The sequence below is a fragment of the Nocardioides sp. NPDC057577 genome, from assembly GCF_042801335.1.
GTDB lineage: Bacteria > Actinomycetota > Actinomycetes > Propionibacteriales > Nocardioidaceae > Nocardioides.
This window is the reverse complement of sequence record NZ_JBHVGB010000032.1, coordinates 26,462-43,114: the sequence shown is the minus strand read 5'-3', so window position 1 is coordinate 43,114 and position 16,653 is coordinate 26,462. Positions and strand designations below refer to the sequence as shown.

The 16,653-nt window shown below is 69.4% G+C and carries 20 protein-coding genes; 17 read left to right on the top strand and 3 right to left on the bottom strand.

What is annotated here, in order from left to right; genetic code table 11:
• Positions 1–33: 33 nt before the first annotated feature.
• On the bottom strand, positions 34–180 hold the full coding sequence (locus tag ACFU7D_RS09480) for an albusnodin family lasso peptide (protein WP_378724210.1): 147 nt from the start codon (positions 178–180) through the stop codon (positions 34–36).
• 194 nt (positions 181–374) lie between these two features.
• Between ACFU7D_RS09480 and ACFU7D_RS09475 the strand changes: the two genes are divergently transcribed.
• The 7 genes from ACFU7D_RS09475 to ACFU7D_RS09445 all read left to right on the top strand — a co-directional run bounded on the left by ACFU7D_RS09475 (position 375) and on the right by ACFU7D_RS09445 (position 6,320).
• Entirely contained in the window at positions 375–1,178 is an 804-nt protein-coding gene (locus ACFU7D_RS09475; protein ID WP_378866149.1) for a helix-turn-helix domain-containing protein, read from the top strand.
• Positions 1,109–1,846 carry a RibD family protein gene (locus ACFU7D_RS09470; RefSeq protein WP_378866141.1) on the top strand — a complete coding sequence of 246 codons (738 nt, stop codon included), beginning with the start codon at positions 1,109–1,111 and terminating at the stop codon, positions 1,844–1,846. The genes ACFU7D_RS09475 and ACFU7D_RS09470 overlap by 70 nt, the downstream gene beginning before the upstream one ends.
• Positions 1,843–2,310, top strand: coding sequence for a dCMP deaminase (locus ACFU7D_RS09465; RefSeq protein ID WP_378724216.1), 468 nt, complete (start codon positions 1,843–1,845; stop codon positions 2,308–2,310). The genes ACFU7D_RS09470 and ACFU7D_RS09465 overlap by 4 nt, the downstream gene beginning before the upstream one ends.
• A gap of 74 nt (positions 2,311–2,384) precedes the next feature.
• A complete protein-coding gene (locus tag ACFU7D_RS09460; protein ID WP_378866138.1) occupies positions 2,385–3,095 on the top strand; it encodes a creatininase family protein in 711 nt (236 codons plus the stop codon).
• Between the two features lie 211 nt (positions 3,096–3,306).
• Positions 3,307–4,380 (top strand): class I SAM-dependent methyltransferase, encoded by a 1,074-nt coding sequence (locus ACFU7D_RS09455; RefSeq protein ID WP_378866135.1) that lies wholly within the window; start codon positions 3,307–3,309, stop codon positions 4,378–4,380.
• 526 nt (positions 4,381–4,906) lie between these two features.
• A complete protein-coding gene (locus ACFU7D_RS09450; RefSeq protein WP_378866132.1) occupies positions 4,907–5,329 on the top strand; it encodes a hypothetical protein in 423 nt (140 codons plus the stop codon).
• Positions 5,330–5,627: 298 nt separating this feature from the next.
• Complete coding sequence (locus ACFU7D_RS09445) at positions 5,628–6,320, top strand: sortase domain-bontaining protein (RefSeq protein ID WP_378866129.1); 693 nt, start codon at positions 5,628–5,630, stop codon at positions 6,318–6,320.
• Between the two features lie 3 nt (positions 6,321–6,323).
• Here the strand turns inward: ACFU7D_RS09445 and ACFU7D_RS09440 are convergent, their stop codons facing one another.
• Entirely contained in the window at positions 6,324–6,944 is a 621-nt protein-coding gene (locus ACFU7D_RS09440) for a hypothetical protein (RefSeq protein ID WP_378866126.1), read from the bottom strand.
• 136 nt (positions 6,945–7,080) lie between these two features.
• Positions 7,081–7,284, bottom strand: a complete 204-nt coding sequence (locus tag ACFU7D_RS09435; RefSeq protein ID WP_378724238.1) for a hypothetical protein — start codon at positions 7,282–7,284, stop codon at positions 7,081–7,083.
• Between the two features lie 171 nt (positions 7,285–7,455).
• Between ACFU7D_RS09435 and ACFU7D_RS09430 the strand changes: the two genes are divergently transcribed.
• The 10 genes from ACFU7D_RS09430 to ACFU7D_RS09385 all read left to right on the top strand — a co-directional run bounded on the left by ACFU7D_RS09430 (position 7,456) and on the right by ACFU7D_RS09385 (position 16,610).
• A complete protein-coding gene (locus ACFU7D_RS09430) occupies positions 7,456–8,100 on the top strand; it encodes a TetR/AcrR family transcriptional regulator (RefSeq protein WP_378866123.1) in 645 nt (214 codons plus the stop codon).
• Complete coding sequence (locus tag ACFU7D_RS09425) at positions 8,097–9,332, top strand: NADH:flavin oxidoreductase/NADH oxidase family protein (RefSeq protein WP_378866121.1); 1,236 nt, start codon at positions 8,097–8,099, stop codon at positions 9,330–9,332. Before ACFU7D_RS09430 ends, ACFU7D_RS09425 begins: the two co-directional genes overlap by 4 nt.
• A gap of 18 nt (positions 9,333–9,350) precedes the next feature.
• Positions 9,351–10,010, top strand: coding sequence for an enoyl-CoA hydratase-related protein (locus tag ACFU7D_RS09420; protein WP_378866118.1), 660 nt, complete (start codon positions 9,351–9,353; stop codon positions 10,008–10,010).
• 103 nt (positions 10,011–10,113) lie between these two features.
• Entirely contained in the window at positions 10,114–10,938 is an 825-nt protein-coding gene (locus tag ACFU7D_RS09415; RefSeq protein ID WP_378866115.1) for an amidohydrolase family protein, read from the top strand.
• Positions 10,939–11,038: 100 nt separating this feature from the next.
• Positions 11,039–11,575 (top strand): MSMEG_0572/Sll0783 family nitrogen starvation response protein, encoded by a 537-nt coding sequence (locus tag ACFU7D_RS09410; RefSeq protein ID WP_229787631.1) that lies wholly within the window; start codon positions 11,039–11,041, stop codon positions 11,573–11,575.
• A gap of 9 nt (positions 11,576–11,584) precedes the next feature.
• Positions 11,585–12,664, top strand: coding sequence for an MSMEG_0568 family radical SAM protein (locus ACFU7D_RS09405; RefSeq protein ID WP_378866111.1), 1,080 nt, complete (start codon positions 11,585–11,587; stop codon positions 12,662–12,664).
• Positions 12,661–14,073 (top strand): MSMEG_0567/sll0787 family protein, encoded by a 1,413-nt coding sequence (locus ACFU7D_RS09400; protein ID WP_378866108.1) that lies wholly within the window; start codon positions 12,661–12,663, stop codon positions 14,071–14,073. The genes ACFU7D_RS09405 and ACFU7D_RS09400 overlap by 4 nt, the downstream gene beginning before the upstream one ends.
• Entirely contained in the window at positions 14,070–14,984 is a 915-nt protein-coding gene (locus tag ACFU7D_RS09395; protein ID WP_378866105.1) for a carbon-nitrogen hydrolase family protein, read from the top strand. Before ACFU7D_RS09400 ends, ACFU7D_RS09395 begins: the two co-directional genes overlap by 4 nt.
• A gap of 1 nt (position 14,985) precedes the next feature.
• Positions 14,986–15,294, top strand: a complete 309-nt coding sequence (locus tag ACFU7D_RS09390) for an MSMEG_0570 family nitrogen starvation response protein (RefSeq protein ID WP_378866147.1) — start codon at positions 14,986–14,988, stop codon at positions 15,292–15,294.
• Complete coding sequence (locus ACFU7D_RS09385; protein WP_378866102.1) at positions 15,291–16,610, top strand: MSMEG_0569 family flavin-dependent oxidoreductase; 1,320 nt, start codon at positions 15,291–15,293, stop codon at positions 16,608–16,610. The genes ACFU7D_RS09390 and ACFU7D_RS09385 overlap by 4 nt, the downstream gene beginning before the upstream one ends.
• The last annotated feature ends 43 nt before the right edge of the window (positions 16,611–16,653 follow it).

Genomic DNA, 16,653 nt, shown 5'->3' with positions numbered 1-16,653 from the left:
GCATGGCAGGCCCTCCCGATGCCGGGTAGGGGGTCAGTTGTACTGACGACGCTTGTCCTCGCTACCGGAGCCGCCACTGCCCAGAGTGAGCTCGGCCGCGTCGCCGAGCTCGATCACCTCCAGATTCCGGCCCGCCTTGTTGGCATGCTCGAGGGGCTGAGTCATGTCGTCCTGGTTCATGTCGATCTCCTTGTGTGATTGAGGTGCCCTTCACCGACCATTTCCCGACGAACGGGGTCCAGCACGGACGCTTGCTCGCCCGAGACACGTGGACTTGGGCTAGCGTTGTTCCGTCGACTCGTGCCTTCGAGTCCGGTTGGTGCAGGTGCATTTTCTGCTGATCTCCAGTCAACGCGAGGCAGCGCGCGGTGGACATGGCGTCGGTGCTGCACTGTTGTCGCATCTGTGCAGCGTTGTCTCAGGAGTCGTCGCTCAGCAGGGTCATCTCGGGTGTGGGAGGGTGGATGTCACGGCGAAGTGAATTCGCTCGCCAGCGAAGGCTCGCCGGCTTCTCACAGGAGCGCTTGGCCGATGCGATGAAGGTCGACCGCTCCACGATCGCCCGTTGGGAGGCGGGCGAAGCCACGCCACTCGCGACGTTCCGACCCCAGCTCGCAAGCCTGCTCAACGTCTCGGCAGTCGAACTCGAGGAGATGCTCGCCCAAGACCCCGGGACTTCGGCTGGCGACGGCCGTCCGTCGCCGCCCCAACTGGTGATCAGCGGTAGCCGTTCCCCTGGATGCGACAACGATCTGCTTGACGAGACGGTGGCCGCGCTCTCACGGTTCGTGGCGTTCTCGGGTGTTGTCGTGAATCACGGACCTGTAGGGATCGGTATCGAGGTCGTCACCTACGTTGCTGACCAGTTCCGCCCGGCCGGGTTCTCGACGAGCACGGCCCGGTTCGGTCGCGAGAACGTCGTTCACGGATCGGACCTCATGATCGTCGTCGGCGGCGCATCCGGCACCGCGATCGAGGTGACCATCGCCCGGGCCCTTGGCATTCCGGTCCTGCCGTACGGTCCCAGCGGCGGCACTGCCGCACGTACGCTGGAGTCGCTGCTGGCAACGGATCGGACTGGCAGCGGCCGCATCGGCGAACTCGCCCGGTGCACGACACCCGCCGAGTTCACAGCCCTCATCGAGCGCACAATGCACGAGATTGGAACCCCGCTTTGAGTCGTCCGTACGTCCTACTGTCCGTTGCAGCGTCCCTGGACGGCTACATCGATGACGCCAGTCCCGATCGCCTGCTCTTGTCGAATGACGAGGACTTCGACCGGGTCGACGATGTGCGAGCGAGCGTCGACGCGATTCTGGTCGGCGCCAACACCATCCGGGCAGACAACCCTCGCCTGATGGTTCGCTCCGATGAGCGCCGCGACAAGCGAGTGGCAGACGGAAAGGCGGCGACACCGATCAAGGTCACGATCACCAATGCCGGCGACCTCGACGCTGACGCGAAGTTCTTCGCAACCGGCGACGTCGGCAAGATCGTCTACACCACCGACTCGTCATCCGCCGGACTCGCTGAGCGGCTCGTAGACGTAGCAACAGTCGTTGGAGTCGGGCCCACTGTCAACGCTGAGGCGATCCTCGACGACCTCGGATCACGTGGCGTTGAACGACTCATGGTCGAAGGCGGTGGGACCGTCCATACGATGTTCCTCACCTCGGGTCTCGTCGACGAGGTCCATCTGGTGTTCGCTCCGTTCCTTGTCGGCGACACGTCGGCGCCGCGCTTCGTCAACGCGGGCGCCTTCCCGCAAGACCCCAGCCACCGCATGCGCCTCGCCGAGACCCGCCAGATCGGTGACTGCGTACTCCTTCGTTACCTCCCGCGATGACTACGACACAAGACGCTTCCGACCTCGACCGCGTGTTGTTGATTCGTGCGATCGAGCTCGCCGAGCGGTGCCCGCCCTCGACCACTGCATTCTCCGTCGGGGCGCTCATCGCTGCACCTGACGGTGCCGTGCTCAGCGAAGGCTGGTCCCGCAAAGATGATCCGCACGAGCATGCTGAGGAGGCTGCGCTCGCTGCGCTGCCACGCGGCACTCAGCTTGTCGGCACGACGATCTACACATCTCTCGAGCCATGCAGCACCCGGGCTTCACGACCTGTGACCTGCACCCAGCACATCCTCAATGCGGGCATCCCGAGGATCGTGTATGCGTGGCGTGAGCCATCGACGTTCGTGGACTGCATAGGTGCCGAGACGCTTGCCGCAGCGGGCCGTGCCGTCATTCAGATCCCTGATCTTTCCGTCCTGGCACGTCAACCCAACCGTCATCTACTCGATGTCGAGTAGGGGTGGGACCTTTGGAACGACGTGACGTGCCCGTTCCTCAGAGCAACCACGGCATGGAAGGCGCGAGTGCTCCGATGACGAGCCCCGACGTGATCTCTACCGAGGCCAGCCCCGATGTTGCAGCGCGAGGCAGCAAGATCGCGGTGCTCCCGATCGGTAGCTTCGAGCAGCACGGTGACATCCTGCCGTTGTCGACCGACACCATCGTCGCGACCCAGATCGCCTCCATGGTCGCCCGCGCCTACGACCTTTGGCTGCTACCCCCGATAACCGTTTCCTGCTCCCAGGAGCACGCTGACTGGGCAGGCACCCTCAGCATCCCCGCCGCCACCCTTATCCGGTTGGTCGAAGACATCGTCGCCTCAGCCCGCGCGCAAGGCGCTGAGCACGTCGTGCTCATCAACGGGCACGGCGGCAACTACGTCCTGCAGAACATCGTCCAAGAAGCCAGTGGCCTCTCCATCTTCCCTGGTAGCAGCGGCTGGACCGCTGCGCGCGAGGCTGCTGGCCTGGAGACGAACGCTCACGACGACATGCACGCCGGAGAGCTCGAGGTCAGCATCCTGCTGCGCTGCGCCCCGGACCTTGTCGGCTCAAACTTCAAGCACCGGGATCATCTGTCCGACAGCCGTCCTCACCTGCTTACCCACGGCCTGCGTCCATACACTGATACAGGCATTGTTGGCAGCCCTTCGTTGGCAAGCGCTGAGAAGGGCGCGGCACTCTTGGACGTACTGGCGACGCTCTTCAATGTCCATCTCAGCGGCGTTCGAGGGTCGATGTGAGCCTGGGGCGCCAGCTGATGGGCGATGGTGGGAGTGCGTACTGTCATCAAGCTGGCGGGTGACCGTGCACGACACCGAGTGCATCGCGGCCAGTGCTTCGTTGCGTCACCCAACGTGAGCATCGCATCGGAAGTCGACGGGTCGTACCTCAAACAAAGTAACGACCGAACAAGGATGCGCAGGCGCATGGGGCCGGGCCGATGGTGGAGCGATGGATGCATCGCAGCAGACGGCGGATGAGGTTGCCGAGCGTCTCTTCGGCTCGCTCCTCGGAACGGTCGAGATTGTCTCGGTCTTCATGGGGGACCGGCTGGGCTGGTATCGCTCCCTGGCGGATGAGGGGCCGGCGAGTGCGGGCGAGCTGGCGGGGCGTACGGGGACACAGGTGCGGTATGCACGGGAGTGGCTCGAGCAGCAGGCGGTGGCGGGGCTGTTGGTGGTCGAGGCCGACGGAGGGCCTGATGAGCGGCGGTTCGCGATTCCGGCCAGCACGGCGGAGGTGATGACGGACTCGAGCAGCTTGGCTTATCTGGTGCCCATCGCGCGGATGTTCGGGGCGGTCGGGCCGGCGTTGCCGCGGCTGCTCGAGGCGTACCGGAACGGGGGTGGGGTCAGCTGGGACGAGCTCGGGAATGACGCTCGGGAGTCGCAGGCGGACGCCAACCGGCCCTGGTATGAGAAGAAGCTCGGGCCGGCGCTGGCCGGTGTGCCAGCCGTCCATGAGGCACTCTCTGCGGAAGGGTGCCGGATTCTCGACGTGGGCAGTGGTGGGGGATGGTCGAGCATCGCCCTGGCTCGCGCGTACCCCAAGGCCACCGTGCTCGGGATCGACATCGACCGGCCGTCGGTCGACATGGCGATCGCGAACGCCCGGGAGGCAGGTGTCGAGGACCGGGTGCGGTTCCTGTGCCAGGACGCGGCCACCCTTCAGGCGGGGACGGTCGACGTGGCGTTCGCGTTCGAGTGCGTGCACGACATGCCGCGGCCGGTCGAGGTGCTCAGTGCGGTCCGGTCGACGCTCGTGCCCGGCGGGTCGCTGGTGGTGATGGACGAGGCCGTGGCGGACAGCTTCGCGCCGGACGGTGATGAGCTGGAGCGGATCATGTACGGCTTCAGCCTCTTCGTGTGCCTGCCGGACGGGCTCTCGTCGCCCCCGAGCGTGGGGACCGGGACGGTGATGCGGCCGTCGACCCTGCAGGGGTACGGCGAGGCGGCGGGGTTCAGCGGGTTCGAGGTGCTCCCGATCGAGGAGTTCGGGTTCTGGCGGTTCTACCGGCTCTCCTGATCGCATTCGGGCAGATCGGGCTTTCGCAGTGGCGCGCAGTGCGATCTCAAACCAGCGCTGCCCCTACGGCGCATCTCGGCGGTTCGGTCTGGTCGGCGCCCCCAATTGTTATGGGACGTTCGGTGCCGCATGGCGGAATGATGCCTTTGCCTCTTGTGTGAACCCGGACGATCCCAGCACGAATGAACCTATCGTTTTGATCTGGAGTCGATCCTCTCGGGAAGGCCGTCATATGGCGAGGCCGATGTATTACTGCAAACTGTGCAGACACATGCACCGGCAGACCTCCAAGGTCGGTAGGCAGCATCGGCGATACGAACGGCGGTGGCCGTCGTGGGGGTCATCACTGGCGGCGGCAGGAAGCTCTGGGTGGCGTAGAATCGAACGTGGCAGATCCAGTCGTCGAGCTGCCTCAGCGCAGCGACCCACAGGAGTGGAGCGCGCATCTGCGCGCCGGTCGGAGCAGCGTGCCAGCAACCGTGAAGTCGTCGCGGGGAGGCTCGAAGGAACATCAGCATCGGCGGTCGTGGCCTTGCTGTTCGATCCGGGTTCGCTCTATGGCGTGGCCGCAGATGACTTGCTTGGCCGAGTGCCGTGGCACCGCCGTAAGGGTCGCGGACACTGGCTCTGCGAGTTTCTCGACGGGTCGAGCAATGCGATCGATCCTGGGACCTACACGGCGGCGGTCGGAGACGAGGTCACTCAGACGCTACCCAATGCCGGGATGCCTCGATTTGCCGCCGTGGTGCTAGGGAAGTCGGCAGCCTTCGGCGTCGGTCGGCTGACCGAGATCAGCACTGGTCAGATCACGATGGGGCTTCGGATCATTGTTCCGCTGGTCTGCCCAGACTTTGAGCGATGCCCAGCGCAGGCGACCGTGTGCACGACCTTGCTGAAACCTGAGGTCGAGGCGATGCTTCGAGACGCTCACTTAGCATCCGATTTATGATCGCGGGTCGGCTGGAGTGTGCACGCTGGCTTTGAACGAACTGGCTTTTGAGGGCGAGATTGGGCAGGTCAGCGTCGTTCGGGTCGCACACCCGCAATAGTGGGAAGTGGAAGCATGCCCATCCTTCCGGACTGAAGCAGCAGCGACATCAAACCTGAGAGGGCTACGGCGAGGTCGCGGGGTTCAGTGGGCTCGAGGTGTTCCCGATCGAGAGGTTCGGGTTCTGGCGGTCTACCGGCTGTTCTGACCTGCGGCGTACGGTGGGTGCCGAAACCAGCAGCTCGCCCGAGGCGGCGCCATGAAGATCACATCGTTCCGGGCCGTCGCCACGGTCCTCGGCGCACTCGCGCTCGGCGGGTGCGGCACAGAAACGCCCACGGTGAAGAGCACACCGACCCCGTCGGCGTCGCCGTCGCTCACGGCACCCCCGACCCCCGCGGCCTCACCGACCGTCACCGAGACGCCGCCGCTGTCCTCTGAGGGCCGCCCCATGCGCGGCGAGCTGTCCATTCCCCAGATCGGCCTTAACGACCTGGAGGTCGTGCCCTACCGCGGCTGGACCGACGACGCTCCCGGCACCGAGATCCAGAACGGCGGCGTCGCGGCCAGTCCGTACGGCCCTCGCGGCGGCACCGGACCGGGTGGGATCGGCAACTACCAGGTGACCGCGCACCGGCTCTCGTCCACGCAGGCGTTCCTCAGGCTGCCCGAGCTCCGGCGAGGGGACCGGGTCTCCGTGCGCACCGAGGAGGCGACGTACGTCTATCGCATCACCGGCACCCGGGAGACGTCGTTCCGGTCGGAGGCGTCGTTGCGAGCCCAGCGTGCGCCTGTCCCCGGCAAACCCGGCCGTGAGCCCACGCGAGCGATGATCACGCTGTCGACCTGCGCCACGCCCGAGGACCACGCGGCGGGCAACTTCTGGTCCGACGAGTTCGACAACCCCGAGCATCGCATCGACAAGATCGGGGTCCTCGTCGCCGTGCGATGAGGGTCAGCGGCTCTCGTCGATGGAGGCCGCCTGGTGGAAGCCTTCCCAGAGCCGGCCACCGGCCAGCGAGAGGCACTCCTCGGCGGTCACCCGGAGCAGCGTGGTGTCGCCGGCGAGGGCTGCGGCCAAGCCTGCGTCGAGGCGGGGTACCCAGGAGGTCCCGGTCTCGGTGTCGAGGGAGATGAGCTCGCGCATCAGCCACTTCCCGCCACCGCGCCAGCAGCCGTTGACGTCGAGGACCAGTTCGGCCGTACGTCGCCATGTCTCGACGGCGACCGCGGTGCCCTCGGGGCCTGGGGCGGCGCCCTGCATGTCGTCGAGGAGATCGCTCAGCGCATACCGAGCGCCTGCCAGCGTCTCGGCCGGCAGGGGAGCGGGGCCGGCTTCGAGCACCTCGCCGCAGTAGTGACGTACGGCGGCTCCGCCGTCACCGGGAAGAAGAGGTACGCCTCGAGCGACGAGGCGCGCCATCGTCGGTTTGCGCTCGGCCAGATCCTGGCTGACGAAGTGGCGGATGCTCGCCGCGGTGTGCACGAAGAGCTCCACCGGCCAGCCCCGATGACGCAGCGACTCGCGGTGGACCGTCGCGGTCGCGTCGAGCACGGTGATGTCGAGGTCCGACATCGGCGTCGCCCCGCCCAGGACGACCGACCCGCCTAACCACGCCTGCTGCGCTCTGGGAAACCACTCGCGGACCAAGTCCTCGGCGGCAGACACAGGGTCTGGCCGGTTCGTCCCGGACGTGCTCATGAAGCGGTGCTCAAATCCGGTGCGGGTCCTGCCCGGCTTCCTTGACGATGCGATCGCCGACCTCGAGCTCCTTCCACAGAGCCCTGTCGACACGGACCTTCTGGGTCTGGCCGGACTCCGTACGGATCTTCACGCGGCGGTAGAGATTCGAACCGTCCAGCATCGCTCGTGACTTCTTGACGACCGTTCCATCCCAAGACTCGTCGTGGCTCACGCCTGTTCTCCTCGCTGCTCGTCTTCGTCGACAGGAATTCGAGTACACCAGCCGGAGCGAACGGCGATGCGCCGCCGCGCCGCTCCCGCGGCGACAACACTTTGCCGTTGTGACACCGGACACAGCTGAGAACCGTTGATCTAGAGCATCCGCTCTATTTAGATTGTTCGCATGTCCCGGCAGCGGCTCCACACGCTCGACGATCTGCTCGACGTCGCCGAGCAGATCGTGACCAGCGGCGACCCCTCGGGGCTGACGCTGCGGTCGCTGGCTGCTTCGGCGGGGGCGTCGAACGGGACGATCTACCACGCGTTCGGGTCGAAGGACGTGCTGCTCGCGCGGCTGTGGCTGCGGTCGTGGTGCCGGCTGGGCGACCTGATGGCGGAGTCGATGGGGCAGGGGGCCACCGGTGAGGACGCCGTCGTCGCGGTGGCACTGACCCCCGTCGAGTTCGTACGCCGCTTCCCGGCCAGCGCTCGGCTCTTCTTCGCCCAGCGCCGCGACCAGCTCTTCTCGGCCGACCTCCCTCCCGAGATCGAGACCGAGCTGGCTTCGGTCCAGGAGAAGTTCGTCGACGTGCTGATCACCCTGGCGCGGGGAGTGTGGGACCGCGGTGACCGGATCGCGGTGGAAGCGATCGCGGTCTGCGTGGTCGACCTGCCCGGCGGGATCCTGCGCCGCTGCATCCTCGAGGACCGCGAGGCCGACGAGGCCACCGCCGCCCGGCTCGAAGCCGCCGTCCGCGCCGTCCTCACGGTCCCGCTCGAGCCGCGTCGGGCCCAGGCATCACCCAACACAACGAGGAGTAACCCGTGACCCGAGACCAGTCGATCCTGGCGCAGCCGCTGGAGCTGCCGAACGGGTTCGTGATCCCGAACCGGCTCGCCAAGGCCGCCCTCAGCGAGGGCCTGGGGCGCCGCGACTTCACCCCGGGAAGCCGGATCAAGAACCTCTACCGGCGCTGGGCCGAGAGCGGGGTCGGGCTCTCGATCACCGGCAACGTGATGGTCGACCGCACCGCGATCGGCGAGCCGGGCAATGTCGTGGTCGAGGACGACAGTCACGCCGAGGACCTGGCCGAGTGGGCGCAGATCGCCAAAGCAGGCGGCTCGAAGGTCTGGGTCCAGATCAACCACCCGGGCCGGCAGACGCCGCGTACGCTCACCGCTCATCCGGTGGCGCCCTCGGCGATCGCGGTGCCCGGCACGGGCGGCCTCTTCGCGGAGCCCCGCGAGCTGACGAACAGCGAGATCGAGGACCTGATCCGGCGCTTCGCGACCACGGCGAAGGTCGTGACCGGGGCGGGCTTCGACGGCGTACAGATCCATGGTGCGCACGGCTATCTGATCAGCCAATTCCTCTCTGCGCTCTCCAACCAGCGCACCGACGCCTGGGGCGGCACCCCGGAGAAGCGGCGGCGCTTCGTGATCGAGGTGCTCCGCGCGATCCGTGCGGAAGTCGGACAACAGACACCAGTCGCGATCAAGCTCAACTCCGCCGACTTCCAGAAGGGCGGCTTCGGCGAGGAGGAGTCGCTCGAGGTCGTCCACGCGCTCGCCGAGGAGGGCCTGGACCTGCTGGAGATCTCCGGCGGCACCTACACCTCGGCGGCCATGCTCGGCGTCGACCCCTCGCTCAAGGCGAGCACGCGGCGGCGGGAGGCGTACTTCCTCTCCTACGCCGAACGCGTCCGCGCCGAGCTCCCGGCCTTGCCGCTGATGCTCACCGGCGGGTTCCGCACGGCCGGCGGCATGGTCGACGCCGTCGAGTTCGGTGCCGTGGACCTCGTCGGCCTGGGAAGGCCGCTCACCGTGCAGCCCGACTTCCCGGCGCAGCTGCTGGCCGGCCGCGCCGACGAGAGCGTCGTCAACCCGCGGCGCAGCGGCATCCGGATGCTCGACAGCCTCACCGAGCTGACCTACTACAGCGTCCAGATGTGGCGGATGGCCAAGGGCAAGGAGCCGGCGCCCGACCGGCACGCCGCGCTCAACGTAACCCAGTACCTCCTCAACAACGGCCTCGAGAGCCTGCGCTCCCCGCGCGGCTGACCCTGAAAGGACACCCCAATGACAGCGACCCTCACCCAGCGAGACGGCGTGTACGTCCTCGACATCGGCGACACCGAGAACCGGTTCAGCCCCGACTGGATGACGTCGGTGAACGAGGCCCTCGACCAGGTCGTGGCAGCGCCCGCGCCGCTGGTCGTGGCCGCGACCGGCAAGTTCTACTCCAACGGCCTCGACCTCGACTGGCTCGGCCAGAACGCCGACCAGTTCGAGCCGTACGTCGCCCGGGTGCAAGCCCTGCTCGCCCGCCTCCTGGTCCTCCCGGTGCCGACGGCGACGGCGATCAACGGGCACGCCTTCGGCGCCGGCGCGATGCTCGCGATGACCCTCGACTGGCGGATCATGCGCGAGGACCGCGGCTTCTTCTGCTTCCCCGAGGTCGACATCCAGATCCCGTTCACCCCCGGCATGGCCGCCCTGATCCAGGCCAAGCTCACCCCGCGGGCGGCGACCGACTCGATGACCACCGGCCGCCGGTTCCCCGGCCCCGACGCGCTCGCCGCCGGCATCGTCGACGGCACCGCGCCCGAGGCCGAGCTCCTCGAGCAGGCGATCGCACGCGTCGCTCCTCTCGCGGGCAAGCCGGCCGAGACGCTCGGCAAGATCAAGTCGACGATGTACGCCACCGGGGTCGCCGCCCTCCTGGGTGAGGGCGCCTGACCGACCGCCCCGCGACCCGCGTTACCTCGAACTTACGAGCTGACGCGCACTCCGTATTCCAGGCGTAACCAGCCAGAAACGCCTGGCCCAAAGGCTTGATCCCATGACCAAGCCCCTCCGCGACGCGCACCGCCACATCGGCCGGCTGCCGGCGTACCCCTTCTACGGGGGTCCGGCGATCAATGCCGATGTGACCGCGCGCGCCACCGTGAAGGAGCTGGTCGCCGACCTCGACGCCGACAGGATCGAGCGGGCGCTGGTGCTGCCGAACTACGGCGTGCCTGACCCCGACGCCGCCTTCGGCCTCAACCACCTGGCCATCGAGGCCGCCCAGAGCGACGACCGGATCCGGTGCGGCCTGTGGGTCTCCCCGAAGCCGGGCGACTCCGCCCGCAACGACGCGGCCCTCGCCCTCGCCGGCGAGGAGGGCGTGGCGGCGCTCAAGACCAGCTTTCTCCTCGGCGGCCACCCCACCGACCCCGACTGCCTCGAGCAGCTCGACAAGGTCTTCACCGCCGCCCGCGAGCACGACCTGACCGTGCACGTGCACACCTCGCCCGGTGCCGCCTCGGACGTCGACCAGATCGGCACGCTCGTGGAGCGCTATGCCCGCGACGTACGTCTCCATCTCGTGCATCTCGGCGGCGGGATGAGCGGCCACATGAAGCTCATCGGCGGCCGCCTCTTCGACTGGATCGAGGCGGGGATGCAGGTCTACACCGACACCAGCTGGGCGATCGGCTTCGCGCCTGCCTGGCTGGTGCAGGAGATCGAGCGCCGCGGCGTCGGGCACGACCGCATCCTCTTCGCCACCGACGCGCCCTGGGGTGACTTCGCCGGTGAGCACGCCCGGCTGGCCGCCGCGGCCGGCGACGGCGAGCTCGCCGATGCCTTCTTCCACCACAACTTCTCAGCCCTCTACGGCTGAGACCGGCGGTTCCGCCGCCGGCTGCTCGTCAAGGACGACGAGCTCGCCCCCACCCTGCCCCACCTCCCGCATCGCCCATCCGACCTCTCTGGAGACCCCCGTGACCACTGACACCGCTGACATCGACGCCCAGATCGCCGAGAACATGGCCAAGTCGCTCGGCGAGATCCCGCACCCCTCGCAGCAGCCGGGCACCAACATCTACGGCTCGACCAAGATCTTCCCCGACTACCAGGCCGAGGAGGGGGAGACCTACTTCACCCTCGTCCACGGCATCCCGCACGAGTCCTCGGTCAGCTTCGTCGCCGTCCTGCAGGCGACCCGGGCCCTTCGCAAGGGCTTCGAGTCCGCCATCTACTTCTACGGGCCGGGCACGCTCGCGTGCATGGCCTCGCGCGGCTTCCCGACGATGGGCGACGCCGGCTTCCCCGGGGAGCTCAACACCAACGGCGCGATCGAGACGTTCATCAAGGAGGGCGGCACGGTCTTCTGCTGCCGCTTCGGGATGGGGCTCCACGGCCTGCGCGAGGAGGACCTGATCGAGGGCGTCGTGCCCTCGCACCCGCTCGACGTCCAGGACGCGCTGATCCACTACGCCCGCAAGGGCGCCATCATCAACTCGACCTACAACCTCTAGGGACCGGCCATGACCTCGCCGATCTCGTCCAGCACCCGCGTCGACGTCGCCATCCAGGGGATCCGCCTGCTCGACGCCCCCGTCGCCCGCCGCTCGGGCGCGGGCCCGAGCGACGACGGCCATGTCCTCCTGGACGGGGTCGGCGCGGCCATCCCGCTCAACCCCCGCAGCCCCTATTCCGTACGCGGCGGCAAGCTGCTCCTCGACGGGGCCGACACCGGTCTCGGCGTCGAGGCCGTCGCCCGCCCCCGCTTCTACGACCTGGTCACCGCCGACGGCGTCGGCTACGACAAGATCGCCCGACTGCACTCGGCCAACGTGCTCGCCACGACCGTGGTGCAGACCTGCGCCCGCTACGACGTCGAGGAGCGCTGCCGTTTCTGCGCGATCGAGGAGTCGCTGAGCCAGGGCTCCACGGTCGCGGTCAAGCAGCCGGCCCAGCTCGCCGAGGTCGCCAGGGCGGCGGTCGAGCTGGACGGTGTCACCCAGATGGTCATGACCACCGGCACCTCCCGAGGCCGCGACCGCGGCGCGACGCATCTGGCTCGCTGCGTACGGGCGGTGCGGGAGGCGGTGCCGGACCTGCCCATCCAGGTGCAGTGCGAGCCGCCGGGTGATCTGGCCTCGATCCAGGAGCTCTATGACGCGGGCGCTCGCTCGATCGGCATCCACGTCGAGTCTCTCGACGAGGCGGCCCGGCTGCGCTGGATGCCGGGCAAGGGAGCGGTGCCGCTGAGCGAATACCGGGCCGCCTGGGCCGAGGCGGTCCGGGTCTTCGGCTGGAACCAGGTCTCGACCTACCTCCTGGTCGGCCTCGGCGAGGACCCCGACGAGCTGGTCGCCGGCTGCGAGGAGCTGATCGCCATGGGCGTCTACCCGTTCGTGGTGCCCTACCGCCCGCTGGTCGGCACCCTCGCCAAGGACGTCGACGGCGTCCCGGCGCCACCGCACGCCGACGTCTACCGGGTCACCTCCCGGGTCGCGGCACTTCTGCGCCGGGCCGGGATGGCCGGCACCGACCAGGCCGCCGGCTGCGCTGCGTGCGGAGCCTGCTCGGCACTCGGCGCCTGCGGGGAGGAGTCGGCATGACCGAGCTTCTCGCCGACGTCATCCTGGCCGGAGCGGCACGCCGCTCGCCCAGTCTGGAGGGCTACACCGTGGTCGTGGCAGGGTCTGCGGCCGATCTGGAGGCCTATCTCCGACTCCGCCGCGAGGTCTTCGTCACCGAGCAGGGCCTCTTCGCGGGCTCCGACCTCGACGACGTCGACGACGACCCCCGCCGGATCGTCCTGCTGGCCCGGGCCGACGACGGCGAGGTGCTGGGTGGCGTGCGGCTCCACCCAGCGCGGCCGGACGCACCTGATGTGGGCTGGTGGCGCGGCAGCCGGCTGGCGGTCAAGCAGGACGCGCGACAGCTCCTGGGCGTGGGTGCGGCACTGGTCCGGGCGGCCTGCGCCGCGGCCGAGCAGGCGGGCGCGCTCCGCTTCGACGCGACCGTCCAGGCGCGCAACGAGGCCCTGTTCCGCAGGCTCGGCTGGATCCCGCGGGAGCGGATCCACCTGCACGAGATGACGCACGTGGTCATGGAATGGCCGCTCGTACGCATCAAGCAGCTCTCCGAGGCCACCAAGTCGCCGCTGGGTGACCTGGTCGGCGCCCTGGTCGGGCGCTCGACTCCCGGCTTCCGGGGTGACGACGGCGCGCCGGTCCCGGGCAGCGACCTGGTCGCCGCCTGCGACGCGATCCTGCCTTCGATGGTCGAGCGAGACCCCGAGTGGGCCGGCTGGTGCTCGGTCCTGGTCAACGTCAACGACCTGTCCGCGATGGGCGCCGAGCCGGTCGGCCTGCTCGACGCCATCGGCGCCCGGGACGCCTCCTTCGCCCGGCGGATCGTGCGCGGCCTGGCCGAGGCGGCGCAGGCCTGGGGCGTGCCCGTCCTCGGCGGCCACACCCAGCTCGGCGTCCCGGCCGCGCTCTCGGTCACCGCGCTGGGACGTGCGGAACGACCGGTTCCGGGCGGTGGGGGAGCACCGGGCGACCGTCTCCGGCTCAGCGCGGACCTGGGTGGAGGATGGCGGCCCGGCTACCGCGGCCGGCAGTGGGACTCGTCCTCGCATCGCACCTCGACCGAGCTGCGCGCGCTGTCCGGGGTCGTACCCGCGCTGACACCTGCAGCGGCCAAGGACGTCAGCATGGCCGGCCTCGTCGGCACCGCGGGCATGCTGGCCGAGGCCAGCGGATGCCGCGCGATCATCGACGTCGCCGCCGTCCCCACCCCGGCCGCGGCGTCGACCGCGGACTGGCTCACCTGCTTCCCGGGCTTCGCGATGCTCACCGCCGAGGAGCCCGGCCGTGCGCGGGCCGCTCTGCCCGGCTTCGTCACCTCCGCCGTCTGCGGCGAGCTCGTCCCCGGCACAGGCGTCGGCCTGCGCTGGCCGGACGGCACCGTCACCGACGCGATCGACCACACCGTCACCGGACTAGGACCCGCGACATGACCACGACCAGCTCATCCCGCGGCACCGCCGTCGCGGCCGTCTGCGCCGGCTTCGGCCGCGACGTCGACGAGAACCTCGCCCAGATCGCCGGCCTCATCGAGGATGCCCGCCGAGCCGGCGTCGGCCTGCTCGCCCTCCCCGAGGCGTGCCTGGGCGGCTACCTCTCCGTCCTCGGGGCCGGGCGCGACGGCGACCACGACGAGACGCCCGAGGACCTCCCGCCCGTGATGGACATCGACGGCCCCGAGCTCAAGCGGGTCGCCGAGCTGGCCGGGGAGATGACCGTTGTCGTCGGCCTGTGCGAGTCCGACGGGACCGATCGCTACAACACCGCGGCGATCATCACCGGCGACGGCGTGCTCGGCTCCCACCGCAAGGTGCACCAGCCGCTCGGGGAGAACCTCTACTACGCGGCGGGGGAAGGCTTCGGCTGCGTCGATACTCCGGCGGGCCGGATCGGTGCCCTGATCTGCTACGACAAGGCCTTCCCCGAGGGAGCGCGGGCGCTGGCCGTCGACGGCGCCGAGGTCATCGCCTGCATCTCCGCGTGGCCGGCCTCGCGCACCGCCACCAGCGCGTCGATCGAGAACGACCGGTGGACGAAGCGGTTCAACCTCTTCGACGCAGCCCGGGCACTGGAGAACCAGGTGGTCTGGCTGGCCTCCAACCAGCACGGGACCTTCGGCAAGCTCCGGTTCGTCGCCAACGCGAAGGTGGTCGGTCCGGGAGGCGACCTCCTGGCGACCACCGGCGTGAGCGCCGGCATGGCCGTGGCAGAGCTGGACGTGCCGAGCGCGCTGGCGACGGCGCGCCGGGCGATGTTCCACCTTCGTGACCGCCGGCCCGAGGCGTACCCCTCCGCGCTGGCGACTGCCGAGCCCCTCTCCCAGGTGGGTGAGGGTCGTGCCTGAGATGACCTTCACCGTGCGCTGGCCGGACGGAAAGGTGGAGGACTGCTACTCGCCCTCGCTGGTGGTGCACGACCACCTGACGATCGGCCGGACGTACGCCGTCGAGGACTTCCTCGACCGCAGCCTCACCGCTCTGGCCACGGCCTCCGAGCGGGTCCGGGTGAAGTTCGGCTTCGCCTGCACCAGCGCGATGGCGACCTCCGATCAGCTGCGTGCCTCGGCCGCCGCGTACGCCCCGGGCCAGCCCGTCACCGTCCTGGCCATGCATCCGCCCCTCCCCGCCACCTCGAGCCCGCAGGAGTCCCGATGAGCACGCACCGCACCACCGTCGCGATCGTCGGCGGCGGGCAGGCAGGTCTCGCGGCCAGCTGGTTCCTCGTCCGGGACGGCGTGGACCACGTCGTCCTCGAGGCGGGCACCGCCGGTCACGAGTGGGCCGACACCCGCTGGGACAACTTCACCCTGGTGACGCCCAACTGGCACTGCCGGCTGCCCGGCTACGAGTACGCCGGCCCCGACCCGGACGGCTTCATGACCCGCGACGAGGTGGTGTCCTGGCTCGCCGGCTATGCGCCGACCTTCGGTCCGCCGGTGCGCGAGCACACCCGGGTGACCTCGCTGACCCAGTGTGCCGGAGACGGGTTCCTGATCGAGGCCGAGGGTCCTGACGGCGCCGAGACCTGGGAGGCCGACCATGTCGTGGTCGCCACGGGCGGCTACCACGTCCCGGTCGTGCCGGGCTGGGCTCCCGCGCTAGACCCCGGCATCGACCAGCTGCACTCGGCGGACTACAAGAGCGCCGCGCGGCTTCGCCCGGGCGCGGTGCTGGTGGTCGGCTCGGGGCAGTCCGGGGCGCAGATCGCCGAGGACCTGCACCTGGAGGGACGCCAGGTGCATCTCGCGATCGGCGACGCTCCCAGGGTCGCCCGGTTCCACCGGGGGCGGGACTGCATGACCTGGCTGGCCGAGATGGGGCTCTATGACACCCCGGTCACCAGCTACCCGGGCGGGCTCGCCGCGCGGGAGAAGACCAACCACTACGTCACCGGCCGCGACGGCGGGCGCGACATCGACCTGCGTCAGTTCGCCGCCGAGGGCATGCGGCTCTACGGGCGGCTCGAAACGGGCGCCGGCACCGAGCTCACGCTCGCGCCGACCCTGCGCGACGCGCTCGACTCCGCCGACGACGTCTACCGCTCGATCTGCCGCGACATCGACGCCCACATCGCGGCGCAGGGTCTCGAGGTCACACCCGCCGAGGCGTACCGCCCGGTCGGGGAGCCGGAGTCCGACCCCACCGGACTCGACCTCGCCGAGGCCGGCATCACCACGATCATCTGGGCGATCGGCTACCGTCCCGACTATCGCTGGGTCCGGGTCGGCGTCTTCGACGGCACCGGGAGGCCGACCCACACGCGCGGGGTGACGGCGGTCCCTGGGCTCCACTTCCTCGGCCTGCCCTGGCTGCACACCTGGGGATCGGGCCGCTACCTCGGCATCGCCGCGGACGCGGAGCACGTCACCGGGGTCATCACCGGCCGAGCCGGCGAGACCACCGAGCGCGCCGCCGACCTGGCTCGCCGGCACTCTCCCGGCCCGTTCGACGCCTCGGCCGCGGTGGCCTGAGGGAACCACGGCCCAGGCCGATGACGACGGATAGGTTGAGGAC